Below are 25010 nucleotides of genomic sequence, written 5' to 3' on the forward strand. Positions count from 1 at the left end.
GCCGTATGACGACCGCAGCCGCTCGACGCACGACGCTCGATGGTGTCCGCGACCGCCCGTGGCCGCGGACCGGAAACCGGTCACCGAACCGACCGGCACCATCGAGGAGTTGAACGTGATGAACGTGCTGGCAGCCCCCTGGCACGACGGTGGACCCGGTCCCTGGATCCTGCTGTTCCCACTGGTGTGGGCGGCCGTGGTGATCGGTGTGGTGACCGTGCTGCGGCGCACCGTGTGGCGCGGCAGGGGCGGTCCCTGGGCGCGGCCGTTCGCACCGCGTGCGGACGAGAAGTCGCCGGTGGCCGTGCTCGGGCGCCGGTTCGCGGCCGGTGAGATCGACGAGGACGAGTACTGGCGCAGGCTGTCCGTGCTGGACGAGCGGTTCGGCGGTGCGCGATGACCACCAGTGCGGCACGCGCCGTCGCGTACGCCGCCCAAGTGCGTGACGCCGTAGAGGTTTACGGCAGCGGCGACACATAAGCGCGGACCTCGACGGGGTGACCGTGGGCTGCGCCGAGGGTGCTTCACCGCGATCAACCCATATGGGCACCCCCGCGAGCCCGCCCCGGCTGGCCGCCCGGTGAGCCTGGCACCGCCGGATCCCGGCGGCGCAGGCCCGTAGCCGCCCGGTAAGCGCTCCGCTGGGAGTGCGGCGTTGTGCCGTCGATCGTCTGCAGCACCCTGGTGGCTGGTCGCGCGGTTCCCCGCGCCCCGTCAGAGCGCTACCGAACCGCAGCGGACTTCGACCGACCTGCTCAGGCCAGCGAAGCCGCGACCGGCAAGCCGCGCTTGCCCAGCATCACCGTCGCCGGGCGCACCGGGGCCGAAGTGTGCAGCGGGGCCACGGTGGGGGTGCGGCGGGCGAGGGTGAACCAGACGACCTTGCCGTCACCGTCGGCGTTCGGCCGGGTGCCCCAGCCGTCGCTGAGCGCGGCGAGCATCGCCAAGCCGCGGCCCGAGGTGTCCAACGCGTCCGTCCCCAGGGCGATCGACGGCGGGCGCGGATCGTTGTCGGTGACCGAAACGGTCAGCCTGCCCCGGTCATAGGACAGTTCGACGGTGCATTGCTTGTCGGGCTGGGCATGGCGGTGCACATTGGCGAGCAGTTCGGTGATGCCGAGCAGCGTGGTGTCGAGGAGCTGTTCCAGCTCCCAGTACCGAAGTTGTGCAGAAACGATTCGGCGCACCTGTCCGATCCGATGGGGCAGGGCTTCCAGCCGTACGGCGCACCGCAGGCTGTGCTGGGTATTGATCACGGCTGCGACTCCCTTCGCGGTGGGGGCCGACCTCCGGGACCGTGCCCCGCCCCGCTCGATTGGGAAAGCCTGTGCGGGAGCACACAGAGTCACGGTTTCTGTACTCCGTGTGCGGGACCAGGTTCGCCCCGGGAGGCGCATTCCGCAACTCCCGCTGCGCGCTCCCTCGCCATTTCGGGGTACGCCCCCGTATGGCGGACACCGGCCCGCCGGGCGCCGTCGCGGCGATGCGCCAGGGTGCGCCCGTCGGCCAACGGCTGCCTATGATCGACCAGTGCCCGGCAACGCGGCCGGGAACGGCGACGAGCGGGAGGCGCAGCCCGGTGGACACCGTCGAAGACGCTGGCAGCGGTGCTGCCGACAGCCCCCGCGAGCCCCTTCCCACGATGGACGTGGACCGTTCCGACCAGCAATACCGCATCTGGCTCAAAGAAGCCGTCCGCCAGGTCCAAGCCGATGCCAACCGCAGCGCGGACACCCATATGCTGCGCTTCCCACTGCCCGAACACTGGGGAATCGACCTGTACTTGAAGGACGAGTCCACCCACCCCACCGGCAGCCTGAAACACCGGCTGGCCCGTTCGCTGTTCCTGTACGGGCTGTGCAACGGCTGGATCCGGCCCGGCCGTCCGGTGATCGAGGCGTCCAGCGGATCGACGGCGGTCTCCGAGGCCTACTTCGCCAAGCTGACCGGTGTGCCGTTCATCGCGGTGATGCCGCGTACCACCAGCCGCGAGAAGCAGCGGCTCATCGAGTTCCATGGCGGACGGTGCCATCTGGTGGACGATCCGCGCACGATGTACGAGGTCTCCGCGCGGCTGGCGCAGGAGACCGGCGGCCACTACATGGACCAGTTCACCTACGCCGAACGCGCCACCGACTGGCGGGGCAACAACAACATCGCAGAATCGATGTACCAACAACTGCGCAAGGAACGCTATCCGGAGCCCGCCTGGATCGTGGCCACCGCGGGCACCGGCGGCACCTCGGCGACCATCGCCCGCTACGTCCACTACTGCATGTACGACACCAGGGTGTGCGTCGCCGACCCGGAGAACTCCTGCTTCTTCGACGGCTGGGTCAACGGCGACCCGGACGTCTCCTGCGAACGCGGCTCCCGCATCGAGGGCATCGGCCGCCCCCGGATGGAACCCAGCTTCGTACCGGGCGCGATCGACCGGATGATGAAAGTGCCCGACGCCGCCTCGGTGGCGGCGGTGCGCGCCCTGGACCGGGCGATCGGCCGGAAGGCGGGCGGTTCCACCGGTACCGGACTGTGGGGCGCGCTGCGCATCGTCGCCGAGATGCTGGCCGAGGGGCGCACCGGAAGCGTGGTCACGCTGTTGTGCGATCCCGGTGACCGCTACCTCGACAAGTACTACTCGGACGAGTGGCTGGCCCGCGAGGGGCTGGACATCCTCCCGTACACGGCCGCGATCGACACGTTCCTCGCCACCGGTTCCTGGCCGAGCTGAACTCCCGGTGCTCGCGGGGCCGTTCCGTGACGCGCGGGTCGCCCGGAACCCCCAGGAACGTCACCCTCCGGACGCACGGCGCTCCTAGCGTCCCGGCATGACCCGTGGCCGAAGACGAATGCCCCGGCTGACCGGGCCGGTACGACTGATCGTCCAGGCCATGGCGGCGCTGCTGGCCGTCGGCGCCCTGTGCACCGCCGCCGTGCTCGGCTTCGGCACGGCGCGCGACGGCACCGCCGCGCTGCGTCAGGCGGTGGCGGACCGGGCCGCGGTCGCCGCCGAACTCCACTTCGCGCTGGCCGACCTGGACGCCGAGCGGGCCGACGAACTGATCCCGGGCCACGCACCGGGGCAGCCCGATGTCCCGGTCGGAGACCAGGTGCTGGCGCTGATCACAGCCAACCAGCGGCGCACCGAGATCAGCGCTGCGCTGCGGCAACTCGGGGGCGACCCCGCCCAAGCCACCCGGGTGCGGGCGGTGTTGGACGCGCTGGGCCGGTACGACGAGCTCAGCGGGCAGGCGCAGTACGCCGACGACCAGGTCGCCGACCCGGAGGCGGGCCGTCCGCCGACCCCGGCGGTTGACCTGTCCGCGCAGGCGGGCGCGGTGATGCGGGACCAACTACTGCCCGCCGTGGGCGAGTTGAACCGGACCTACCAGCGGCAGGCGGCCAGCCTGTCCGCCCGGGTGCGGGACGAGGAGCGCCAGTACGCCGTCGTGCTGGGCGTCTTCGGGGCGCTGGCGCTGGGCGTGCTGGTGTGGTGGCAGCGCGACCTCGCCGTGCGGTACCGGCGGCGGCTCAACCCGCCGCTCGCGGTGGCCGCGCTGTGCGTACTGGCCGTCGTGGTGACCGGTGCGGCGGGTCTGCTGACGGCCGCGGGGGAGTCGGACCGGGCGACCGAGCAGGGGCTCGGGCCGTGGGTGCGGCTCGCTGAGGCCCGTACCGCGGCGGCCGACGCGGCGGCCGCGCAGAGCCGCTGGTTCGTCCAGGGCCCCGGCGCGGGCGCCGCCTACCGCGACGACTACGACGCCCAGATGCGTCGCCTCGACGGCCTGCTCACCCCCGGCCCCGGCACCAGCGCGTTCGAACTGCCGCGGTACGCCGCCGCGTTGACGTCACTGGCCGCCGTCCGGGCCGACGACGCGGCCCTGCGCCGACTGCTCGCCGCCGGACGGCTCGACGACGCGGCCGTCGTCCTCACCGACGTGGGCCGCGGCCATGTGGCCTTCGACTACTGGGACTTCGCCACCCGGCTCGACGGCCTGGAGCAGGCCCGGCGCGCCGACTTCGAGGTGCGGATGGCGTCCGCCGGGCAGGCGCTGGACGGCTGGCCCGCCGTCCCGGCCGGAACGCTGGCGGGCGCCGCCGCACTCGTCCTGGCCGGGGTGCGGCCGCGGCTCGCCGAGTACCGGTAACGGCTCAGGCGGTGGCCGTGGCGACCGCCAGCCTGCGGTCCAGGGTGCACATCGCGTCCCGGAAGGCACGGCCGAGCCCTGGGTGCGCGTACCGCAGCAGCACGCGTACGGACGCGGGCGCGTCCACGGCGAAGGTCCACTGCACCCGGGTGCCGCCGCTGGCCAGCGGGGTGATCCGCCACTCCTCGGCCATGGCCTTGACGCTTGGCACGTTCGTGACGTCCACCCGGTACACGTACCGCTCGTCCGGCCGCGCCTCCAGCACGGTCTCGGCGAAGCGGACGCCGCCGATCAGGCCGATCCGCCGGCCGCCGTCGGTCGGCCGGGCCGAGACCACCGCGCGGAACCACTGCGTCCAGCCCTCGGTGTCCACCGCCAACGCCCGGTAGACGGCGGCGGGTTCGGCCGCCAATCCGGCCGCGAAGACCAGCCGTACCTGGGCCGAGGTGACGAAGTCCAGCCCTACAGGACGCAGTCGGCGCGCCATGGCGGTACCTCCAGACGGATGGCGGGCGGTGGCGGCCGCAACGATACCTGACGCCGGGTCACGTATCCGGTTCGCCCGCGACCACCAGGTCCGCCAGGTGCTCGGAGATCTCGGCGCGCAGCACCTCTGGTATCCCCGCGTCCGTCACCAGGGTGTCGACCTCCTCCAAGGTGGCGAACGAACTCAGGCCCACCGTGCCCCACTTGGTGTGGTCCGCGATCACCACCACCCGGCGCGCCGACCGGACGAAGTGCCGGTTGGTCTCCGCCTCCGCCAGGTTCGGCGTGGACAGGCCCGCCTCCACCGACAGCCCGTGCACGCCCAGGAACAGCACGTCGAAGTGGAGCGACCGGATCGCCCGGTCCGCGACCGGCCCGACCAGAGAGTCCGACGGGGTGCGCACCCCACCGGTCAGCACCACCGTCGCGGCACCGGGGCGCGCCGCCGACTGGGTGCTTCCGCCGACCCGGCGTTGGCCGGAGTGGAACACGTCCGCCACCCGAACCGAGTTCGTCACCACGGTCAGGTCCGGCACGTCCAGCAGATGGTGCGCCAGCGCGTACGTCGTCGTACCGCCGGACAGGGCGATCGCGCTGCCCGGCACCACCATGGCGGCGGCCGCCTTGGCGATGGCCTCCTTGGCGCCCTGCTCCAGGCCGGACTTCGCCTCGAAACCCGGCTCGTGGGTGCTCGCCTCGGCGACCGGGACCGCGCCGCCGTGCACCTTCTCCAGCACGCCCTGGTGGGCCAGCGCGTCCAGATCCCGGCGCACGGTCATGTCCGAGACGTTCAGCTTGCGGGTCAGCTCGTTGACCCGCACCCCGCCGCGCCGCCTGACCTCGTCGAGGATCAGCGCACGCCGCTGCTCGGCCAGGAGGTTCTGGTTGTCGCCCACCTGCTCCCCCGTCCCTTCCATCGACCCGCTGTTCCGCCGCCCCGCGCAGGGCCATCTTCGCACGCGGCCGCAGCCGGGCTCAGGGCAGTTCCGGGAGATCCTCCGCGTAGAGCAACTGCAGGTCGTCATGGGTGGGGGAGGCGAGCTGCGCCACCCGCCCGGCGTGCCGCTCGACCATCGCCTCGAAGGTCAGCCGGGCGGTGCGGCCGTTGCCGAACGTCGGCCCCTTGGGCAGCGCGGTGAAGTACTTCAGCAGCGCCTCGTCCACGCCCTCGGCCAGCCGGTACTCGTGCTCGTCCGCCTGCGAACCGACGATCCGCAGCAGTTCCTCGGGGGTGTAGTCGCCGAAGGCGATGGTGCGCGAGAAGCGCGAGGCCACGCCGGGGTTGGCGGCCATGAAGCGCTCCATCTCCGCGGTGTACCCGGCGACGATCACCACCACCGCGTCGCGGTGGTCCTCCATCAGCTTCACCAGGGTGTCGATCGCCTCCCGGCCGAAGTCGCGCCCGGCGTCCTCCGGCGCGAGGGCGTACGCCTCGTCGATGAACAGCACCCCACCGCGGGCCCGCTCGAACGCCTCCTGGGTGCGAATGGCCGTCGACCCGATGTGCTCGCCGACCAGGTCCACCCGGGAGACCTCCACCAGGTGCCCGGTCTCCAGCACTCCGAGGGCGGCCAGGATCTCCCCGTAGAGCCGGGCGACCGTGGTCTTGCCGGTACCGGGGGAGCCGGTGAAGACCAGATGGCGGCGGAGCGAGGGCGCCTTCAGCCCGGCCTCCTGACGGCGGCGGCCGACCGCGATCAGGTCGATGAGCGCCCGCACCTCCCGTTTGACGCTCTCCAGGCCGACCAGCGCGTCGAGTTCGCCCAGCACGTCCTGCGAGGAGCGGGTGCTGGCGGTCGGCGCGGGCGGTTCCGGCTTGCGCGGTTCGGGCCTGCGGGGTTCGGGGACGCCGCCGAGCAGGCCGTACGAGCGGACAGCGGTCGCCGGTGCGGTGGCCGCCGTCGTGGCGGGGTGTGGGGGGAGGCCGTCGGTGGCGGCCGCGGCGGTGTCGGGGGCGGGGCGGCGCTCGGCGCTCTCGTCGCTGGTGCAGCCCTCGGCGATCGGGCCCGGTTCGGAGAACTCGTACCCGCCCCGGGCACAGCGCTCGGTACGGCACCGGGTCACGGTGGACCGGCAGCCGTCGATGATGTGGAACCCGTAGCCCCGGCTGCCGGTGACGGTGCAGCCGGTGAAGGTGCCGCGGCCACCCGCCGAGACGTAGAAGCCGGACTCGGCGGGGTTGTTCACGCCGCACCGCTCGAGGACCGGATCGGCGCCCTTGGTGACGATCACACCGGTCGCCGTCTCGTCGATGGTGCACGCGGCGAGCGTGCCGCCGCTGCCGTGGTCGCGGAACCAGGCGCCGGTGGCGGCCTCGCGGATCCTGCAGTCGTCCAACTCCACCGTCGCGCCGTCGCTCACCGAGACCGCGGTGTTGCGGACCTGCGAGATATCACTGTCGACAACGTCGGCGCGGGAACCGCGGTCCAGCACGAACAGCGCGTCGGGCACGTCGTGCACCCGGCACGAGTCGAAGACGGCGGCGGCCCCGTCGCTGATCCAGACCGCCGGATAGTCGCCGGTGCTGTCGTGGATCTCGCACCGGTTGGCGTCCGCCCTGGTGCCCGGGTCCCACACCGACAGGCCGTTGCGGCCGAAGCGGCGCACCGTGGACCGGGTCAGCGTCAGCACCGAGCGGGAGCGCAGGTCGATCGCGTTCTCCGGCACGTCGTGCACATCGCAGTCGGCCATGGTGAGCACCGCGTCGGTGTCCAGGGTCACCCCGTCGCCGGTGGTGCGGTGCACCTGGCAGTCGGTCAGATGACCGGTGGCGCGTCCCGCGACCTGGACTCCGGTGCCCTTGATCTCGTAGACCTCGCAGCCGACGGCCTCCGCCGTGCTGCCGTCACCGGTCACGGTCAGGCCCGCGCCGGTGGCGTGGTGCACCCGGCACCGCTCCAGGCGCGGCGAGGAGCCGCCGCGCACCGCGAAGCCGGACTGCCCGGCCGCGATCACCTCGCACTCCTCGAACACCCCGCCCGAGCCGTCCAGCACGCTCACCCCGAGCCCCGCCGGATTGTCGACCGCGCAGCGCCGCACCGTCGGCCGGGCGCCGTCTCGCACCTCTATGCCGACCGCGGAGCGGGTGACCACCCGCAGGCCCTGCAACTCCGGCGCGCAGCCCTCGACCAGCAGCGCGGGCGCGGAGGTGTCCTGACCTTCGATGTGCAGGTCCTGCACCGTGGCGGAGGCACGAACGGTCAGCGCGACACCGCCGGGCGGGGCGATCCGCACCGAGCCGGGCCCCTCGGCGCCGCGCAGCGTCACCGCGCGCTCGACCACCAGGTTCTCCCGGTAGGTGCCGGGGGTGATCGCCACGACGTCGCCGTCGCCCGCCGCCTCCAGGGCCGCGGCGAGGGTGTCGTACTCGCCGGTGCGGCGCCGCCACCGCGACGTGCTGGTGTGCGTCACCTGAGCCACGCCCTGTGCCATGGTGCTGCTCTGCCCCCCACCTTCTTGCCCTGGGATCCGTCCCTGCGACCGGTGCTCCACCGTAGCGCGCGCCGGGGGTGCCGACGCACGCGGAGAAGCTTGGGAATCAGCACAGTTGGGCGGGTTCGGGCGGACAACACCGGTCGCCTTTTCGCCTCGGAACGCCTGTGATCACGCCGACGTTCCCATGGCGTCAACCGCCCGCGCCCGTCCTGCCCCAGTCCTCGCTCACCCGGGCCCACTCGCGCGCCCAGTCCGCCTGCCGTCTGCGCATGATCCGCCAGCCCAGCAACTGCCGTGCACCGCAGGCGAGTGCCGCCGCCGCACCGGCCACGCCGAAGCCGGCCGCCACCGCGTTGGTGGTGGCCGTCGACTCATCCATCGGGCGCTCGGTGAGCCGTCCGCGCCGGTCGGTCCACACCGCCACCGGATCGCCCACCCCATGCCGGGCCTCGATCCGCAGCACGCTGGTGCGCGACACCCCGTCAGGCGTCCGCCAGCGCACCAGCGCCACCCGGGTGCCGTCCTGGCCGTGCGCGGCATCGGAGTCGACCGCCGGCAGGGGGTGCCGGTCGACGGCGACCACCTGCGCGGTGGTGCGGTGCCGCTCGGCCCGCTGCCGCTGTATGGTGCGCTGGAGGTCGGAGCCGACGCTGTGGCCCGCGGCCAGCCCGGCGAGGGGCGCGCCGACGGCCACCAGGCCCACGGTGAACAGGCTCGCCCACGCCTCGATCACGTCGCTGCGGCGCCGCAGCGGATTGCGCCGCCAGCGCCACAGCCCGGGAACCGATCGCATCGCACCACACCCCCTTCGCACGTCCAAGTACCGCACACGGCACGGCGTACGCGCGGGGCGGGCCGCAAGTCGGCCGAAACACCCCACTAAGGGGCGTGACCGCAGCACCGCCTTGACGCGTCACGTCACTCCAGCACCGTGAACGGGTCATCGACCCGAACGGTTCCGGGGTGCTCGGGGATCAGGTTCTGTCCGAAGACCAACTTCTCGCCGAACCGGCGGTGTTGGGCCAGCGTGCGCAGGGGTTCCCGGCCGCGTTGGGCGGTGCGCTGGTCGGTGGTGGTGATGACGCAGCGGGCGCACGGCTTGACGACGCGGAAGGCGACCTCGCCGATCCGCACCCGGCGCCAGCCGTCCTCCGCCCAGGGCTCGGTGCCGGTCACGACCACGCTCGGCCGGAACCGGTCCATGGGCAGCGGCCCCTCCTCGGGGAACCGGCCTTCGGCTATCAGGGCGTTGAGGGCATCCAGCGACGCCGTCGAGGTGAGCAGCAGCGGATAGCCGTCCGCGAAGCTCACCGTCTCGCCGGGCCGCGCGTAGTCCGGGTCGATCGGCCTGCGGCGGGCCGGATCGTCGAGGTGCACCAGCGCCACCTCGGCGTCCAGGAACGCGCCGAACCAGGCGCCCGCCTCCGCCGCGGCGGGCACCGCCTCCACCTTGTCCCGCCAGATCTGCACCGCGGTCGTGCCGACCGGCTCCGGCACGGCGACGTCCAGCGGCGCCATCCCGGGCGCGCTCACCCGCACCCCGCCGCCCGGCAGCAGCTCGGCCCGGACGAGCGCCAGGCGCGGCAGCTGCCGCTGGGTGAGGAACCGGCCCGTGCCGTCCACCAGCAGCCAGCGCCGGTCCCCGGCGAGCCCCCACGGCTCGACGGCCGCTTCGCCGGGCGCCAGTCCACCTACCGACTTGACCGGGTACACGTGCAGGGCGCTCAGGTGTGGTGTCCTCATGTGGCCATGGTGCCAGCAGCCACTGACAGGACGTGTGCCACCCGAACGAGTCCGTGCGACCGGTCAGTACCCCTGGCCGTTGTACGGGCGGCGGTACTGGTAGCCGTCGTCCCCGAAACCGCCGGGAACCTGGCGCGGCGGCACCGGACGCGGTACGACCGGACGCACCGCCTCGTACCCCGTGGGAGCCGGACCCTGCTGCGGGGCCTGGGCCGGATATCCGCCGGGGTAGCCGCGCGGGGCGGTCGCCTGCTGCGGGATGTACGGCGCGGGCGCGGGCTGGGGCTGGTAGGCAGCGGGCGGCGTGTTCGGCAGGTAGCCGGTGTACGTACCCTGCTGGGGCGTGTGGGTGGACGGCCCGGAGGGAAGGGCCGGGAGTGCCGCCGGGAGCGCGGGCAGATGACTGCTGGAGTCATACGCCGAGGGAACCCGGATGGGCGCGATCTGCGGGGTGCCCCGCTCTGCGACCAGGCTGTCGTAGATGGGGGTGTCCGGGAAGGACGACGAGGCGTAGTAGCCGCCGCCATAGGTGCCGCGGGGGGTGGTCATGCTCCATAAGTTAAGCCCACGATGTGCTGGATGGGGAGTCCGGTAAGAGGGTTGTTTGAGGCTCCGTGAGTGAACGTTGGTCCCCAATGCGATCGAATCTGTGAAAATCGGTCGCCCGGCGGTGTTTTGATCGTGTAAACGCCGCCCTTTAAGGGGAGTTGCCGGGGGTGTCCCGGGCTGTACGAAGGGGGAGTTCATGTCCATGCCCAAAGGGGCCAACGTGCCCGTGCCCGCGAGGCCGCTGCGGGTGGAGTTCGCACGGCGCACGAACCCCGGGGCGCCGCGCACCGAGGTTCACGCGCTGCTGCTGGCCGACAGCCGGGCGGACGTCGTCACGCCTGGCCGGGCGCACCCGTCCAGGGGTGTGCGCCACGAGGGCGGGCGAGCGGTGGACGGGGAGCGGGTGGACGGCCTGCTGGTGGACCTGACGGTGGTTGAGCCGGGTGTGGACAGGATCGTGCTGGTCGCCTCCGCGGATGGCGGAACGTTCGGCCAACTGGCGGTCAGGGTCCGGCTGACGGACCCGGTGGCGGGCGGCGAGTTGGCGTCCTTCGAGTGCGCGGACGCCACGGTGGAGTCCGCGCTGGTGCTGGGGGAGCTCTACCGGCGCGCCGGGCAGTGGCGCTTCCGGGCTGTCGGCCAGGGCTACGACACCGGGCTCGACGGCCTTGCGGCCGACTTCGGCATATCGGCGAACGCGCTCGTACCCCCCGAGCCACAGGCGGCGCCCGAGCCTGCTTCCGCGCCCCCCGCCGCCCTCGCGCAACCCCTTTCGCCTCCCGCACCCCCCGTACGGCTGGCAAAGGTCACCCTGACGAAGGATGCACCCTCGGTCTCGTTGACGAAGCAGGGCGGCACGTCAGGCGCCATGCGGGTCAACCTCAACTGGCAGACGCGCCAGCAGCCGAAGGGCTGGCTGCGCAAGGCCGGGCTGGTCGGCTCGCACTCCACGGCGATCGACCTGGACCTGTGCGCCTTGTACGAACTCACCGACGGGACCAGGGGAGTTGTCCAGGCGCTGGGGAACGCGTTCGGCGCGCTGAACCGGCCCCCGTACATCCAGCTGGACGGCGACGACCGCACCGGCGCGGTGGACAGCGGTGAGAATCTCACCATCAACCTCGACCACCAGCGCGCGTTCCGCCGGATCCTGGTCTTCGTCACCATCTACGAGGGCGCCCGCAGCTTCGCGGGCCTGCACGCCACCACCACGCTGACGCCGCGGGACGGTGCGCCGATCGAGTTCTTCCTGGACGAGTGCACGGTGCCGTCCACCGTCTGCGCCCTGGCCCTGATCAGCAACGAGGGCGGGGAACTGGTGGTGCGTCGGGAGGCCCGCTACCTCGTGCCGCGGCCGGGCGTGAGCCCGCAACGCACCGTCGACCAGGCGTACGGATGGGGCATGAACTGGACTCCGGGGCGCAAGCACTAGCCCATCTGGTGTGCCGTCAGGGAAATTTCTGACGGCCTCTTAACTAGCCTCTGATCAGGCGATATGTCATGGTTTAGTGGTAGATGTCTAATCTTCTTCACCCTTATGCCGATCTTAAGTGGCGAGTCGTCAGGTGCCTCCATATCGTCAGATATGACGGGGCGTAGTTATATGGCTACGCAGGCGGTATGGGTCTGCGGCTGCGCCCGGGAATCGGAGATCACACATGCGCACTATGCGCCTGGCCATCGCGACCCTTGCGGGCGCGGCCTCAGTCATCAGCCTCACGGCTCCCACGTCGTACGCAATCGGCGAGGACCACCACCACCACCATCACCACCGCCACCACCAGCACCGGCGTGCTCACATCAAGGTCCACCCCAAGGTCGCCTGGTCGGGTGAGCGGGTCCACGTCCGGGTCCGCTGCCCCCGGGCCCAGGCCGACGACGTCCGTACCATCCGCGCCTTCTCCGAGGCGTTCCGCCGCGACCACATCACGCTCCACCGCGACGGCATCTTCCGCGACCGTGACGAGAAGGGGCACCACCACGACCGCGACCGCGACGAGCGGCTGTACGTGGGGTCCGGCAAGGTCGAGTACAAGCACCACGGCCACCGTCGTGAGGCCGACCGCGACGACCGCTGGGGCGGTTGGGTCGGCCCGGTCCGGCACCGCCACCACCACCACCGTCACCACCGTCGGCACCGCAGGCACTTCCTGATCACCGGTCGGTGCCCGCACGACGGCTTCTTCCGCACGCACATCCAGGTCGTTGAGCGGCGTCACCACCGCCGTCACCACCGCCACGGCGGCGGCTTCGGTGGCGGGTACAACGGTGGCGGCGGGTACAACGGTGGCGGCTACAACGGTGGCGGCTACAACAACGGCGGCGGCTACAACGGTGGCCGGCGCAGCGGTGGCAGCTACCCCATGGGTGGGGTGAAGGCTGGTGAGGGTGGCTCGGTGAACAACGGCAACGCGCTGGAGACCGGTGCTGGCGGTGCTCTCGCCGCCGCGGCCATCGGTGGTGGCGCCTGGGCGCTGCGCCGTCGCCGTACGGGCGAGTGAGTCCTGGTTAGCGACAGGACCGCACGCCTGACGAACCGCTTCCTCCGGCATCCATGAAACGTGGCCGTCCCGGACCGTCGAGGTCCGCGGGCGGCCACGTGCCGTGTCGTCCGCCCTACCCCTGCTGGTCCGATGCCGCGGCGGCCTCGGGACGCGGATAGGTACGGCCCTTCCAGGCCGCGCCACGCCCGCGGTAGTGCTGCACCGCCGAGTCGGCGGTCATCGCCGCGTACAGCAGCGCCGTCAGCGGCAACAGCGGCGCCAGCCACGGCGGTTGACGGTAGTAGCGCAGCATCGGCAGATAGCTGCCCGCCATCACCGCCCACGCCGCGAAGCCCACCGCGCACACCACCGCGTCACCGGCCACCGCGCCGCCGACCGCGGCGACCGGCGGCACCAGGTAGACCAGCAGCAGACCGGCGAGCGTGCCGAGCAACAGCGCCGGGTTGTGCCGCAGTTGGGCGTACGCGCTGCGGGACACCATCCGCCACAGCTGCGACAGCCGCGGATAGGGCCGTACGCTGTCCACCCGGTTGGCCAGCCCCAGCCAGATACGGCCGCCCGAGCGCTTCACCGCGCGGGCCAGCGCGACATCGTCGATCACCGCCTGCCGGATCGCCTCCGGGATCCGGGCCCGCTCGGCCGCCTCCCGCCGGATCAGCACACAACCCCCGGCCGCCGCCGCGGTGCGGCCCGACCGGTTCACCCAACGGAACGGATACAACTGGGCGAAGAAGTACACGAACGCCGGAACGATCAGCCGCTCCCAGACCGTCACCACCCGCAGCCGCGCCATCTGCGAGACCAGGTCCAGGTCCGAGCCGACCGCCGCCGCCACCAACTCCCTCAGCGAGCACGGCTCATGCGCGATGTCGGCGTCCGTCAGCAGCAGGTACTCCGCCCGGTACGCGGCGGCCGCGGTGGCCATCCCGTGGCGTACCGCCCACAGCTTGCCGGTCCAGCCCGCGGGCGGCTCTCCCGGCGAGGTCACGGTCAGCGGCAGCCCGCCGTGCTCGGCGGCGAGGGTACGGGCCAGCGCTCCCGTGCCGTCCGAGCTGCCGTCGTCCACCAGGAAGACCTCGGCCCGCCCCGGATACTCCTGTGTCAGCAGCGAGGGCAGGCTCACCGGCAGCACCTCGGCCTCGTCCCGCGCGGGCACCACCACGGCCACCGTGGGCCAGGCCGCCGGATCGGCGGAGGGCGGCAGACGCACGTCGGTACGCCAGAAGAAGCCCTGTGCGAACAGCAGCCACAGCCAGCACAACAGTGAGACAACAGCGATCACGGTCCACAAGGTCACCGGCGCAGTCTGCCGCACCGCGGTGCGCTCGCGCCCGAGCCGGGGCCAAGAGCGGACAAGACGATCTATTAGAGTTGCCGGGGCGCTGTCCGGCCGGACGGCTCCCAGAAGGCCAGGTCGGACCGCAGCGACAACACGACACCGGGAGGCACGCCGCAGTGAAGATCGCGCTCATGGACTCCGGGATCGGTCTGCTGGCGGCGGCCGCGGCGCTGCGTCGGCTGCGTCCGGACGCCGACCTCGTGCTGTCCTCCGCCCCGGCGAGCATGCCGTGGGGGCCGCGTACCCCGCAGTACGTCACCGAGCACGCGCTGGCCTGTGCCACCGCCGCCGCCGCGGAGCGTCCGGACGCGCTGATCGTGGCCTGCAACACCGCTTCCGTGCACGCGCTGCCCGCGCTGCGACAGCATCTGGAGCCGGAGATTCCGGTGATCGGCACGGTTCCGGCCGTCAAGCCCGCCGCCGCGGCGGGCGGCCCGGTGGCGATCTGGGCCACCCCGGCCACCACCGGCAGCGCCTACCAGCGCGCGCTGATCGCCGAGTTCGCCGACGGGGTACGGGTCACCGAGGTGGCCTGCCCCGGCCTCGCGGACGCCCTGCAGAGCGCCGACGAGGACGCGATCGACGCGGCCGTCGCCGCCGCCGCCCAGCGCACCCCCGGCGACGTGCGCTCCGTCGTGCTCGGCTGCACCCACTACGAACTGGTCACCGACCGCATCCGCGCCGCCGTCCAGCCCGCGGGCGCCCCCGAGGTCGTCATGTACGGATCGGCCGAGGCGGTCGCCGCCCAGGCGCTGCGCCGGATCGGCGCCGCCCCCGCGCCCGACGCCGAGCCCACCGGCGGCCTGACCGTCATCCTCAACGGCCGCCCGGAACCGCTGGAGGCCGCGGCGCTGGCCTACGCCGAGGGCCGCGCGCTCGCCGGGGCGGCCGCCACCCACTGAGCGCGGTTGCGCACACTGAGTGCCGAAGCGCCGCGCTCCGAGTACGCTCCGAGACATGGACGACTCCCGCTGCGCAGGGGCCGCCGAGAACCCCGAGCCCGAGGTGTGGACCGGGCACGCGACCAACCGGGTCCAGTGGCTGCTCGCAGCCGTGGGCGCCGGGTGCATGGCGCTGGGCATCGAGCTGGCCGTCGACTCGCCGTGGACCTCGGGGATCGCCCCGCTGGCCATGTCGGTGGTCGGCTGCCTCGCGGCCGGGCTGCTGGTGCTGTTCGGGACGATCGCGTTCACCCATGTGCGGGTACGGGTGGACCGCGAGTGCCTTGAGGTGCGCTGCGGCCACATCGGCCTGCCGCGCCGCCGTATCCCGCTCGACCAGGTGGACTCCGCCCATCTCGTACCGACGGTCAGCCCGTGCAACTGGGGCGGCTGGGGGTACCGCTGGCGGCCCGAGATGGGCACCGCCGTGGTGGTGCGGCGCGGGCCCGGCCTGCTGCTCGATCTGGGCGACGGCCGCCGGTTCACCGTGACGGTGGACCACGCGGAGGAGGCGCTGCTGGCGGTCCGCGCGCGGTTGGGCAACCGCGCGACGCGCGCGCTCGGCGACGCCTGACCGCCGGGCGAACGCGCGGCTTCCCGCGGGGAGTTCCTCGTATGCTCTGCGGGTGGCCATACCTGAATTCCTGCGCGAGCTACGGGCCAGCATCGGCCAGCGGCTGGTGTTCCTGCCGGGTGTCTCCGCCGTGGTCCTCGACGACCGGCAGCGGGTGCTGCTGGTGCGCCGCTCGGACAACGGACAGTGGACGATCGTCGGCGGTATCCCCGAGCCCGGTGAGCAGCCCGCGCAGGCGGTGGTGCGCGAGGTGTACGAGGAGACGGCGGTGCGCGCGGTACCCGAACGAGTGATCAGCGTCTACGCCGAGGAACCCACCGTCTACCCGCACGGCGACCAGGTGCAGTTCATGACGATCACGTTCCGCTGCCGCGCGGTGGGCGGCGAGGCGCGGGTCAACGACGACGAGTCCATCGACGTCGGCTGGTTCGCCCTCGATGAGCTGCCGCCGCTCGGCGACGGATGCCTGGGGCGTATCCGTCTGGCGCTGGCGGACGAACCGACCTGGTTCGAAGGGGCAGTTGGCTAGCTCCTTGCTTTCGGGGCGGGCGGTCGCGGTTGGTCCGGCACCGCCGGGCCACACGTTTGGCCAGCGCCGGGCATGGGCGGCGAGTGGGTACGGCCGGTCCGGCACCGCTGACCCACGCCGCATGGTTGCCCGGCGCCACGGTGGCTTGATCCTGGTGGCAACCCCCTCGACCGTTGGAGGCGAGCCCGGTGGGGCCAGGGTGAGCACCACCATTCCGGGGCAACCCCTCGACCGTTGGGGGCGAGCCCAAGCCCCGCGCGGACCGTGCCCGAAGTGTGTCTGGGCCTCGCCCCCCGGCTCCTTGGCCCAACGCGAGGGTGAGCAACCCTCCGGCGCGGACCGGCGGTGCCGGACTCACCGCGACGCGAAGACCACCCCGTCACGCCTTGCGGTACCCGTACGCCTCCTCGGCCGCGGCGGCGACCGCCGCCACGTCGGCGCCCGCGGCGGCGGTGACCACGGCACCCACCGCGCCCTCCAGGAAGGGCGCGTCGGCCAGCCGGGTGCCGTCCGGCAGTTCCTTGTCCTCCAGCAGGGCCTTGACGGTCAGCACCGCGCTGCCCAGGTCGGCGATGACCACCACACCCACGCCCGCGTCGACCCGGTGGACCGCCCGCTTGATCAGCTCCGCGCTGGTGCCGATGCCCCCGCCCTCGGCGCCGCCCGCCGCGGCCACCGCGGCCGCGGCGCCGCCCGTCGCCAGGCAGCGGGCCATCTCCGCCACCGACCCGGCGACCTCGGCACTGTGCGACACCAGCACCACGCCGACCCGTCGCCTCGTCATACCGCCTCCGCCGCCTCGGCGAACGCCGCGATCAGCAACGCGGCCGAGGTCGCACCGGGATCCTGGTGGCCGATGCTGCGCTCACCCAGATAACTCGCCCGCCCCCTGCGCGCCAGTATCGGCACGGTCGCCGCGGCGCCCTCGTCCGCCGCGGTACGGGCCGCGGCCAGCGCCGCCAGCAGCCCGGAGCCGGAACTGAGGGCGAACTCCATCGCCTCGACCGCGGGGTAGAGCGAGTCCAGCATCGTCTTGTCGCCGCGCTCGGAGCGGCCGAGCTGGGCCACCGAGTCCACCCCCGACCGCAGGGCGACGCACAACTCCTCTGGAGTGACGGCCGGTTGGTCGCCCAGCGCCTTGCCCGCCCGGCGCAGCAGGGTGCCGTACAGCGGTCCGGCGGCGCCGCCCACCGAGCTGATCAGCTGCCGCCCCACATGGGTGAGGACCTCCCCGGGCGTGTTCGACGGCTCCCGCTCGACGGCCGCGGACGCGGCGGCGAACCCGCGCTGCATGTTGGTGCCGTGGTCGGCGTCGCCGATGGCGGAGTCCAGCTCGGTGAGCCAGCTGGACTTGTGCTCGATGGCCGACGTCGCCAGGCTCAGCCAGCGCCGCACGAACGCGGAGTCGATCGCTGGATCCGGGGTGCCAGATGCGGATGTATTCATTCCGGGTGCGTTCCTCCTGTGTACGGGTTCGGTCCTGGCCGACGGCGGCTCAACAGCCCCAGCGCAGCGCGGCCGTGCGCACCGGCGAGTCCCACAGCCGCAGCAGCTCGTCGTCGGCACGGCACACCGTGACCGAGGCGCCCGCCATGTCGAGCGAGGTGACGTAGTTGCCGACGAGGGTACGCACCACCGGCACTCCGCGCTCGCCCAGCGCCCGCTGCACCTCGGCGTTGAACCCGTACAGCTCCAGCAGCGGAGTGCCGCCCATCCCGTTGACCAGCACGAAGACCGGACCATCCGGCCGCAGATCGGTCACCACGGCGTCGACGGCGGCGTCCGCGATCTCCCCCGAGGTCATCATCGCGCGCCGCTCACGGCCCGGCTCGCCGTGGATGCCGATGCCCAACTCCAGCTGGCCGGGCGGCAGTTCGAAGGTCGGGCCGCCCTTGGCCGGGGTGGAACAGGCGCTCAGCGCCACGCCGAAGCTGCGGCAGCCGTCGTTGACCCGGTGCGCGAGAGTGGCCACCCGGTCCAGCGGCGCGCCCTCCTCGGCGGCGGCGCCCGCCAGCCGCTCCACGAACAGCGTGCCACCGGTGCCGCGCCGCCCGGCTGTGTAGAGACTGTCGGTGACCGCCACATCGTCGTTGACGATGACCTTGGCGACCTGCACGCCCTCGTCCTCGGCGAGTTCCGCGGCCATGTCGAAGTTGAGCACGTCCCCGGTGTAGTTCTTGATCACGAACAGCACTCCGGCCCCGCTGTCCACGGCCGCCGCGGCCCGTGCCATCTGGTCGGGCACCGGTGAGGTGAAGACCTCGCCGGGACACGCGGCGTCCAGCATCCCCCGGCCCACGAACCCCGCGTGCAGCGGCTCGTGCCCGCTGCCGCCACCGGAGACCAGCCCCACCTTGCCCTCGACCGGCGCGTCCCGGCGCACCACGAGACGGTTCTCCACATCCACCGTCAACTCCGGATGCGCCGCGGCCAGCCCCCGCAGCCCATCGGCGACCACCGTCTCCGGAACGTTGATCAGCATCTTCATGTGCGTCTCCGCCCTAGCTCGGGAACCTCGGCCGTGCATCGCATCTTCGCAGGTCGTGGTCTGTTCTTCTGGGTTCGCGCTCTCGGTGACGTGTTTTCGCCCCGACGCGCCTTCTGACGGTCTGCTGCCGACTCCATGCCGACTTCGCCGACCAACCCACCAGCCTGCCGGTGCCCGGTCAAGGACCTTCGGGCCTGGTGCGTACGGGGTGGGGGTGGCCCGTGGGCATCGCCAGGGTAGGGGGGGAGCGAGGGTGGGCACCGGGTAGGGAACACCCGCTCAAGCGGGTAACTGGCTTCACTGGCGTGTCCGAGGACCTGGCCGATTGCTCCTCGGCGGCGACGACAACGCTGCCCTCCAGGCCAGCGACCTCGGGAAGCGGACCTCGGGCATGAGAAGAGGGGCCGCGCGTCTCCTGGGAGTTGGGGTTCGCGCGGCCCCCCTGGTGGTGCCGACCCGGTCAGGGAGGAGCTAGCCGGGTCGGCGGAGTGTGGTGTCGCTGGGCTTAGTTGGCGTCGTTCCCGGAGTCAGCGACGGTCGGCGACAGCACCTGGACGTTGGGGACGACCGAGACCAGACCTGCGACGCCCTTGGGGGAGCTGATGTGATCGTTGGGGCCGTGGTGCGCGGCGGAGGCGCTGGCGGCCCCGGCGGCCCCGATGGTCATCGCGGCGGCGAGGGCGGCGGTGGTGGCGGTCTTGCGGATGCTCATGGCGGTTCCTGCGGTCATAGCGGTTCCTACGGACATAGAGGGATGCCGGGCAAAGACTCCGGCAAGAAGGAGTGTTGCGTATGGAAAACCGCTGTACCGACTGGCGGCTGGTATGTTCATCCCTCATCGTGATCGTGGTGTGCGCGTTGACCACCTGTGGGTTGATCCAGGTGTCCAACTGGCATGTGTACGAGGGTCGTTGGAGCATCCTGTAGAGCGCGGCGCTCCCCGAGGCGGGACTCAGATGCGAGGAGGCAGGACCTCGATGACCGTGGCCGTGCCGACGGCAGGTCTGCCCTCGTGCATGGTGATCACGTCGCCGGTCTTCAGGTGCCTCCAGTGCTCGGGGTGCAGAGGGGCCAGCCGGACGTCGGCGGTCTGTCCAGGACCGAGCTGTGGGGCGAACTCCACCCACAACGCCGCGATGTTCAGCTCCCGCTGCCCGTCGGCAGTGCGGCTACCGATGTCCCACAGTGGTCTGAGGCGACCGTCCCCGTAGAAGGCACTTCGGCGTCCGCCCTCTTCCGTTCGCAACAAGCCCAGCGTCGCCCGGATGGTGCCGTGCTGGATTTCCCATGCCCGCCACTCACACCAACGGCGGCTGTGGTCGGCCATCATCTGCCGTGCTGCCTCGGCGAGATGCTTCCAGAGAACGCGTCATCCATGCCGTGGATTGTTCCCTGACCCGTGGGCGCTTTGCCACAGACGGCCAGGCCCGGAAGTGCCAAGCGCCCTCCCACCGACGCGTTCTTCGAGGAGTTGCTCCATGAAGGCACGACGCATTTCCAAGTCATTGGCTGCGGGCGCAATCGAATAGACCCTCCATACGCGCGCGATGTCCTTCCCTGTGTGAAAGGGGATTCACCGCTCGCCTGATGGTGGGGACGGCCGCACTGTCACCGTCGAAGTCGTCCGGAAGCGCCCGGAGTTGTGGGTCACCATGGCCTGAGCGCGGAGATCACAGCCGCCTTGGCCTTGGCGGGCGGCCGCCGCGGGTCGCATCCCTTCACCGAGGCGGTGGCCGTACGACCCTCGATTCGGCTTACCCGTTGGAGTAGCGTGCGCCCATGTCGGCCATGACGAGGGGCCTTGGGGCAGCCAGGGTGGCGGTCGCGCTGCTTGCGGCCAGTGCGCTTGCTGTGACGTTTGACCAGGCGCTGCACATCGGTGAGGGTGCGGCGAACTGGTTCTCCTACTTCACCAATCTGTCCAACCTCTTCGGTTTCGCGGTGCTGTTGGTCGGCGGGCTGGCGCTGTTGACCGGGCGCGGCCCGATCGGTGACGCGTGGCGGGGCGCCGCCGCGGTGTACCTGGCGGTGACCGGGGTCGTCTACTGGACGTTGCTGGCCGGTCAGGAACGCGGCGACGTGATCGTCTGGGCCAACATCGTGATGCACGCGGTGATGCCGGTGGTGGCGCTGGCCGACTGGTTGGCGGGGCCGCCCGCCCGCCCGATCCGCTGGGTGCGTGGACTGCCGTGGCTGGCCTTCCCGTTGGTGTATCTCGCGTACTCGCTGCTGCGCGGGCCGTTCGCCCACTGGTACCCGTACGACTTCCTGGACCCGCGCCAGCCGGGCGGCTACCGCCATGTGACGACCTGGACGCTGGTCGTCACGGCGGTGTTCGTCTTCTTCATGTCGCTGATCGTCGGTTTGGGCAACCGCCTTGCGAGACTGCGCCCGGCGCCGTCCAGGAGCTGGTGAGCGGCCGCTCGCGTGCGGCGAGCGGCTCGCGGAAGTTGGCCTTCGGACGGCGCGCGGGTCCGCTCCCTCACACCGGACGGTCCCCGGCCGTGAGCGAGGAGAGGGGGCCAGGCCGGGGAATGCGGCCGAAGTCGCCCTCGGCGCAGTCGTCGTGGAGACGGGCGATGGCGCCGCGCAGTGCTCTGGGCAGTCGCGGGGTGCGGCCGCGGTGCCACTGCACCAGCAGGTCGCGGCGCGCCGACTCCGACAGCAGCAGCGGTCCGTCGGCCCGTTCGGGGGCGCGATGCGGGTGCGCGGCGCCCGACGGCCGGGTGGCCTGACCGCGCCAGTGGTCGGCGTCACGGAACTCGCCGCGGCGGCGGTGGTCCAGGAACAGGCAGTAGGCCGCGGTACGGCTGCCGCCGCCCGCCGCGAACCGCCACCAGAACTCGGCCGCCTCGCCGTGACCGGCCAGATGCAGCAGGGCGCCGAAGACCAGGGCGCCCTCCGGGTCGATCCGCTCGTGGTCGACCAGCCGGTCCAAACTGGCCGCCGCTTCCGGCGCGCCCAGCACCAGCGCGCAGGCCAGGTCGAGTTCGTGCCGGGCCTGTTCGGGCGCGGTGGTGGGGGGCGCGGCGCCCGCGGTGCCCATACTGCGGGCCACCGCCTCCCGGGCGGCGACCGGGTCGTAGTCCTCGTACTCGTGCGCCAGCACCTCGGCCGTGCCGAGCAGCGCCTCGATGCTCTCGCCAGCGCGGCGTGAACGCATCCGTCCGGCCCCCCTCACTCCCGCCACGGAATCCCCAGCCGTGCCGCCAGTTTCCTCCTCGCGATGCTGACATGCGACCGTACGGTGCTCTCCTCCACTCCCAACAAGGCGGCGATGAACGCGTCGTCGTATCCCAGCGCGAAGCGCAGCACGATCACGTCGCACTGCCGCTCGGGTAACTCGGAGATGGCCGAGTACAGTCCGAGCCTGCTCTCCAGGACGGCGAACTGCTCCTGCGCCTCGCGCAGTGCCCGGGAGACGGCGTCGAAGGCGGCGGTCTCGGTGAGCGCCACCGGACGGTTGTGTGCGCTGAGCCAGTTGGCCACGTGTTCCTTCAGCACGGTCCAGGCGTAGAACGGCACCGACTCCTGGCGCAGCACATGCGGCCAACAGGCGGCGAGTTGACGGGATATGGCGCCCTCGATGCGCAGGGCGGCGGCGCGGCTGCCGGTGTGCAGATGGGCGTAGCGCAGCCACAGCAGGTGGTGGGTGTCGTGGAAGGCCTCGAAGGTCAAGGCCAGGCGGCGCACGGGCTGCCGCAGCGGAGGGCCGGACGGGCCGTCGGACGCGGATGGGTGCGGGGGATTGGTGTTCACACGGTCCTCTGCTGGATTTCACGACCGCGCCCGTCGCTGACGGACGGCGGCGTCGGTTCGAGGGGGCTTGCGCCCTCGCCTGTCAGCCAATCGGACAAACGGTCCTGGTGTGTAACGCGGCCCCGTAAAAATCTTCCGCAGCGTAATGGTATGACTACTCCAACTCCGGGTTCGCATCGGTTCGGCACGGGAGGGGCGGTCATGAGCGAGTACGGACTCGGCTCGTCCGGCGTCGACCTGCGGCTGGACCGGGCGCATTCGGCCCGTATCTACGACTACTTCCTCGGCGGCAGGACCAACTTCGCCGCCGACCGGGAGGCCGCGGTCAAGGTCCTCGGCGTCTTCCCGGCCGCTGGGCTCGCCGCCCGGGTGAACCGGGAGTTCATGCACCGCGCCACCCGCGCCCTGGCCCGGGCCGGGATGCGCCAGTGGCTGGACATCGGCACCGGCATCCCGACCTCGCCCAACCTGCACGAGGTCGCCCAGCGGATCGCGCCCGAGGCGCGGGTGGTCTACACCGACAACGACCCCATCGTGCTGGCCCATGCCGCCGCGCTGCTGCGCAGCCGCCCCGAGGGCCGCACCGCGTATGTGGAGGCCGATGTCACCGACCCCGAGGCGGTGCTGTCGGCGCCCCAACTGCTGGGGACCCTGGACCTGTCGCGGCCGGTGGCGCTCAGCCTGAACGCCCTGCTGCACTTCGTCGACGACGAGCGGGGCGGCGGTGCGCACGCCGTCGTGGAGCACTTCAAGCGGGCGCTGCCGTCCGGCAGTACGTTGGCCGTCTCGCACGCCACGGCCGACTTCGCGCCCGAGGCGCTGGCCGAGGTGACCGCCATCTACCGGGCGGCGGGCACCCCGGTACGGCTGCGGGACCGGGCGGAGTTCGCACGGTTCTTTGACGGCTGGGAGCTGCTGGAGCCGGGCATCACCGTCTCGCACCGGTGGCGTCCCGACGAGCCACGCGGTGCGGAGGCGGTCAGCGCGGCGGAGGCGTCCTGCTATGCGGCGGTGGCCCGCAAGCCGTAGCCTCCGGCGGATCCTCGTCCACCGGTGGCCCGCGGCCGCGGGCCGCGATCGGCCGAGGCCCTTCGCACAGGCGTCAAGTGGCTCTGCTGTGCGCCCCTTCCAGGTTTCTGCAACGCGTTCTACTCTGTGCGCCGACACCGCGGGACCGCCGGGCACACCAGACCTCAGGAGGGGCCGTGCACCTGGACTACACCCCCGAGCAGCAGCGCCTGCGTGACGAACTGCGCGCCTACTTCGGTAGGTTGGTGCCCGACAACGCCTACGCCCGGCACCGCGACCCGGCGGGCCAGAAGGCCTTCTACCGGGAGACCATCCGCCGCCTCGGCGCGGACGGCTGGCTGGGCGTGGGCTGGCCGGTGGAGTACGGCGGGCGCGGGCTGAGCCCCATGGAGCAGTTCGTCTTCTTCGACGAGGCCGCGCAGGCTGGGGTGCCGCTGCCGCTGATGGCGCTCAACACCGTGGGTCCGACGATCATGCAGTTCGGCACCGACGAGCAGAAGGCGTACTTCCTGCCGAAGATCCTCTCCGGCGAGATCGACTTCGCCATCGGCTACAGCGAACCCGACGCGGGAACCGATCTGGCCGCGCTGAAGACCCGCGCGGTCCGCGACGGCGACGAGTACGTGGTCAACGGCCAGAAGATCTGGACCACCAACGGCGACACCGCCGACTGGGTCTGGCTCGCGGTGCGCACCGCCCCGGACGCGCCGCCGCACCAGGGCATCAGCATCCTGCTCGTCCCGACCAGCGACCCCGGCTACTCGTGCACCGTCATCCACACCCTCGCCGGGCACGACACCACCGCCAGCTACTACGAGGACATCCGGGTGCCGGTCACCCGCCGGGTCGGCGAGGAGAACAAGGGCTGGCGGCTGATCACCACCCAGCTCAACCACGAACGCGTCACCCTCGCCGCGCACGGCACCATGGCCGTCCGCGCCCTGCACGACGTGCGGCGTTGGGCCGCCCAGACCAAGCTCGGCGATGGCCGTCGGGTCATCGACCTCGGCTGGGTGCGCGCCCGGCTGGCCCGCGCCCACGCCAGGCTGGACGCGATGAAGCTGCTCAACTGGCAGATGGTGGACGCCCTGCAGCGCGGCACGCTCACCCCGCAGGACGCCTCCGCGGTCAAGGTCTACGGCTCGGAGGCCCGGCGCGACGCGTACGCCTGGCTGATGGAAGTCGCCGCGGCGGCCGGACCGTTGAAGGAGGGGTCGGCCGGGGCGCTGCTGCACGGGGAGTTGGAGCGGGGATACCGCAGCGCGGTGATCTTCACCTTCGGCGGCGGGAACAACGAGATCCAGCGGGAGATCATCTCGTGGATCGGCCTTGGCATGCCGAGGGTCCGCCGCTGACCGACCGCCCCTTCCCCAGGTCTGTCCCCGCCAAACGCACGCGGCGCCAAAGCGGGGTGCGCGAACCCGGCCGTGATGCGCCGTGCCGTACCCTGCACGGCGCGGCCATACTGGAAAACGCCGGGTGACGG

26 protein-coding genes are annotated in these 25010 nt (G+C 72.1%); 11 read left to right on the top strand and 15 right to left on the bottom strand.

Translation table 11 applies throughout. The features are described 5' to 3' along the window. The first annotated feature begins 118 nt into the window (after positions 1 to 118). Positions 119 to 400 carry an SHOCT domain-containing protein gene (locus NON19_RS07650; RefSeq protein ID WP_255925976.1) on the top strand — a complete coding sequence of 94 codons (282 nt, stop codon included), beginning with the start codon at positions 119 to 121 and terminating at the stop codon, positions 398 to 400. A gap of 355 nt (positions 401 to 755) precedes the next feature. On the opposite strand, the gene NON19_RS07655 is transcribed toward NON19_RS07650, so the two are convergent. Next, positions 756 to 1256: an ATP-binding protein gene (locus NON19_RS07655; RefSeq protein WP_255925893.1), complete on the bottom strand. Its 501-nt coding sequence runs from the start codon at positions 1254 to 1256 to the stop codon at positions 756 to 758. 386 nt (positions 1257 to 1642) lie between these two features. On the opposite strand from NON19_RS07655, the gene NON19_RS07660 reads away from it, so the two are divergent. Together NON19_RS07660 and NON19_RS07665 are read left to right on the top strand one after the other, a co-directional pair. Then, positions 1643 to 2731, top strand: a complete 1089-nt coding sequence (locus NON19_RS07660) for a PLP-dependent cysteine synthase family protein (RefSeq protein ID WP_255925977.1) — start codon at positions 1643 to 1645, stop codon at positions 2729 to 2731. A gap of 97 nt (positions 2732 to 2828) precedes the next feature. Continuing rightward, on the top strand, positions 2829 to 4148 hold the full coding sequence (locus NON19_RS07665; RefSeq protein ID WP_255925894.1) for a GlnX family signal transduction membrane protein: 1320 nt from the start codon (positions 2829 to 2831) through the stop codon (positions 4146 to 4148). A 4-nt stretch (positions 4149 to 4152) separates the two neighbouring features. On the opposite strand, the gene NON19_RS07670 is transcribed toward NON19_RS07665, so the two are convergent. The 6 genes from NON19_RS07670 to NON19_RS07695 form a co-directional block, all read right to left on the bottom strand. Beyond that, on the bottom strand, positions 4153 to 4635 hold the full coding sequence (locus NON19_RS07670) for an SRPBCC family protein (protein ID WP_255925895.1): 483 nt from the start codon (positions 4633 to 4635) through the stop codon (positions 4153 to 4155). 58 nt (positions 4636 to 4693) lie between these two features. Then, positions 4694 to 5530, bottom strand: coding sequence for a DeoR/GlpR family DNA-binding transcription regulator (locus tag NON19_RS07675; RefSeq protein ID WP_255925978.1), 837 nt, complete (start codon positions 5528 to 5530; stop codon positions 4694 to 4696). Positions 5531 to 5609: 79 nt separating this feature from the next. Beyond that, positions 5610 to 8066, bottom strand: a complete 2457-nt coding sequence (locus tag NON19_RS07680) for a right-handed parallel beta-helix repeat-containing protein (RefSeq protein WP_255925896.1) — start codon at positions 8064 to 8066, stop codon at positions 5610 to 5612. Positions 8067 to 8259: 193 nt separating this feature from the next. After that, the gene (locus NON19_RS07685) at positions 8260 to 8862 is read right to left on the bottom strand and encodes an Rv1733c family protein (RefSeq protein WP_255925897.1); all 603 of its coding nucleotides are present in this window, start codon (positions 8860 to 8862) and stop codon (positions 8260 to 8262) included. 125 nt (positions 8863 to 8987) lie between these two features. After that, positions 8988 to 9812: an MOSC domain-containing protein gene (locus NON19_RS07690; protein ID WP_255925898.1), complete on the bottom strand. Its 825-nt coding sequence runs from the start codon at positions 9810 to 9812 to the stop codon at positions 8988 to 8990. Between the two features lie 63 nt (positions 9813 to 9875). Further along, positions 9876 to 10361: a DUF6643 family protein gene (locus tag NON19_RS07695; protein WP_255925899.1), complete on the bottom strand. Its 486-nt coding sequence runs from the start codon at positions 10359 to 10361 to the stop codon at positions 9876 to 9878. Positions 10362 to 10557: 196 nt separating this feature from the next. Here NON19_RS07695 and NON19_RS07700 point away from each other — a divergent pair, with 196 nt between their 5' ends. Next, positions 10558 to 11793: a TerD family protein gene (locus NON19_RS07700; protein ID WP_255925900.1), complete on the top strand. Its 1236-nt coding sequence runs from the start codon at positions 10558 to 10560 to the stop codon at positions 11791 to 11793. A gap of 226 nt (positions 11794 to 12019) precedes the next feature. Next, positions 12020 to 12862: a GVDTG sorting domain-containing protein gene (locus NON19_RS07705; RefSeq protein WP_255925901.1), complete on the top strand. Its 843-nt coding sequence runs from the start codon at positions 12020 to 12022 to the stop codon at positions 12860 to 12862. A 115-nt stretch (positions 12863 to 12977) separates the two neighbouring features. Here NON19_RS07705 and NON19_RS07710 read toward each other — a convergent pair whose 3' ends face one another. After that, positions 12978 to 14162: a glycosyltransferase gene (locus NON19_RS07710; protein ID WP_255925902.1), complete on the bottom strand. Its 1185-nt coding sequence runs from the start codon at positions 14160 to 14162 to the stop codon at positions 12978 to 12980. 158 nt (positions 14163 to 14320) lie between these two features. On the opposite strand from NON19_RS07710, the gene NON19_RS07715 reads away from it, so the two are divergent. From NON19_RS07715 to NON19_RS07725, 3 genes are read left to right on the top strand one after another with little or no spacing between them, the layout of a single operon-like run. After that, the gene (locus NON19_RS07715) at positions 14321 to 15106 is read left to right on the top strand and encodes a glutamate racemase (RefSeq protein WP_255925903.1); all 786 of its coding nucleotides are present in this window, start codon (positions 14321 to 14323) and stop codon (positions 15104 to 15106) included. Between the two features lie 55 nt (positions 15107 to 15161). Further along, positions 15162 to 15719 carry a hypothetical protein gene (locus NON19_RS07720; protein ID WP_255925904.1) on the top strand — a complete coding sequence of 186 codons (558 nt, stop codon included), beginning with the start codon at positions 15162 to 15164 and terminating at the stop codon, positions 15717 to 15719. Positions 15720 to 15771: 52 nt separating this feature from the next. Continuing rightward, on the top strand, positions 15772 to 16248 hold the full coding sequence (locus NON19_RS07725; RefSeq protein WP_255925905.1) for an NUDIX hydrolase: 477 nt from the start codon (positions 15772 to 15774) through the stop codon (positions 16246 to 16248). Between the two features lie 379 nt (positions 16249 to 16627). Here the strand turns inward: NON19_RS07725 and NON19_RS07730 are convergent, their stop codons facing one another. The 5 genes from NON19_RS07730 to NON19_RS07750 form a co-directional block, all read right to left on the bottom strand. Continuing rightward, positions 16628 to 17032 (bottom strand): PTS sugar transporter subunit IIA domain-containing protein, encoded by a 405-nt coding sequence (locus tag NON19_RS07730; protein WP_255925906.1) that lies wholly within the window; start codon positions 17030 to 17032, stop codon positions 16628 to 16630. Then, positions 17029 to 17694, bottom strand: a complete 666-nt coding sequence (gene dhaL, locus NON19_RS07735) for a dihydroxyacetone kinase subunit DhaL (RefSeq protein ID WP_255925907.1) — start codon at positions 17692 to 17694, stop codon at positions 17029 to 17031. The genes NON19_RS07730 and dhaL overlap by 4 nt, the downstream gene beginning before the upstream one ends. Positions 17695 to 17743: 49 nt before the next feature. After that, the gene (gene dhaK / locus NON19_RS07740; RefSeq protein WP_255925908.1) at positions 17744 to 18736 is read right to left on the bottom strand and encodes a dihydroxyacetone kinase subunit DhaK; all 993 of its coding nucleotides are present in this window, start codon (positions 18734 to 18736) and stop codon (positions 17744 to 17746) included. A 505-nt stretch (positions 18737 to 19241) separates the two neighbouring features. After that, positions 19242 to 19466 carry a hypothetical protein gene (locus NON19_RS07745; RefSeq protein ID WP_255925909.1) on the bottom strand — a complete coding sequence of 75 codons (225 nt, stop codon included), beginning with the start codon at positions 19464 to 19466 and terminating at the stop codon, positions 19242 to 19244. Between the two features lie 222 nt (positions 19467 to 19688). Continuing rightward, the gene (locus NON19_RS07750) at positions 19689 to 19982 is read right to left on the bottom strand and encodes a hypothetical protein (RefSeq protein WP_255925910.1); all 294 of its coding nucleotides are present in this window, start codon (positions 19980 to 19982) and stop codon (positions 19689 to 19691) included. Between the two features lie 533 nt (positions 19983 to 20515). Between NON19_RS07750 and NON19_RS07755 the strand changes: the two genes are divergently transcribed. Next, complete coding sequence (locus tag NON19_RS07755; protein ID WP_255925911.1) at positions 20516 to 21151, top strand: Pr6Pr family membrane protein; 636 nt, start codon at positions 20516 to 20518, stop codon at positions 21149 to 21151. A gap of 67 nt (positions 21152 to 21218) precedes the next feature. Here NON19_RS07755 and NON19_RS07760 read toward each other — a convergent pair whose 3' ends face one another. Together NON19_RS07760 and NON19_RS07765 are read right to left on the bottom strand one after the other, a co-directional pair. Next, positions 21219 to 21899 (bottom strand): hypothetical protein, encoded by a 681-nt coding sequence (locus NON19_RS07760; RefSeq protein WP_255925912.1) that lies wholly within the window; start codon positions 21897 to 21899, stop codon positions 21219 to 21221. Positions 21900 to 21913: 14 nt separating this feature from the next. Beyond that, complete coding sequence (locus tag NON19_RS07765) at positions 21914 to 22495, bottom strand: RNA polymerase sigma factor (RefSeq protein WP_255925913.1); 582 nt, start codon at positions 22493 to 22495, stop codon at positions 21914 to 21916. A gap of 201 nt (positions 22496 to 22696) precedes the next feature. Here NON19_RS07765 and NON19_RS07770 point away from each other — a divergent pair, with 201 nt between their 5' ends. Further along, on the top strand, positions 22697 to 23524 hold the full coding sequence (locus tag NON19_RS07770; protein WP_255925914.1) for an SAM-dependent methyltransferase: 828 nt from the start codon (positions 22697 to 22699) through the stop codon (positions 23522 to 23524). Positions 23525 to 23700: 176 nt separating this feature from the next. Then, a complete protein-coding gene (locus NON19_RS07775) occupies positions 23701 to 24879 on the top strand; it encodes an acyl-CoA dehydrogenase family protein (RefSeq protein ID WP_255925915.1) in 1179 nt (392 codons plus the stop codon). The last annotated feature ends 131 nt before the right edge of the window (positions 24880 to 25010 follow it).

The sequence above is a fragment of the Streptantibioticus rubrisoli genome (genome assembly GCF_024436055.1).
Classification (GTDB): Bacteria; Actinomycetota; Actinomycetes; order Streptomycetales; family Streptomycetaceae; genus Streptantibioticus_A; species Streptantibioticus_A rubrisoli.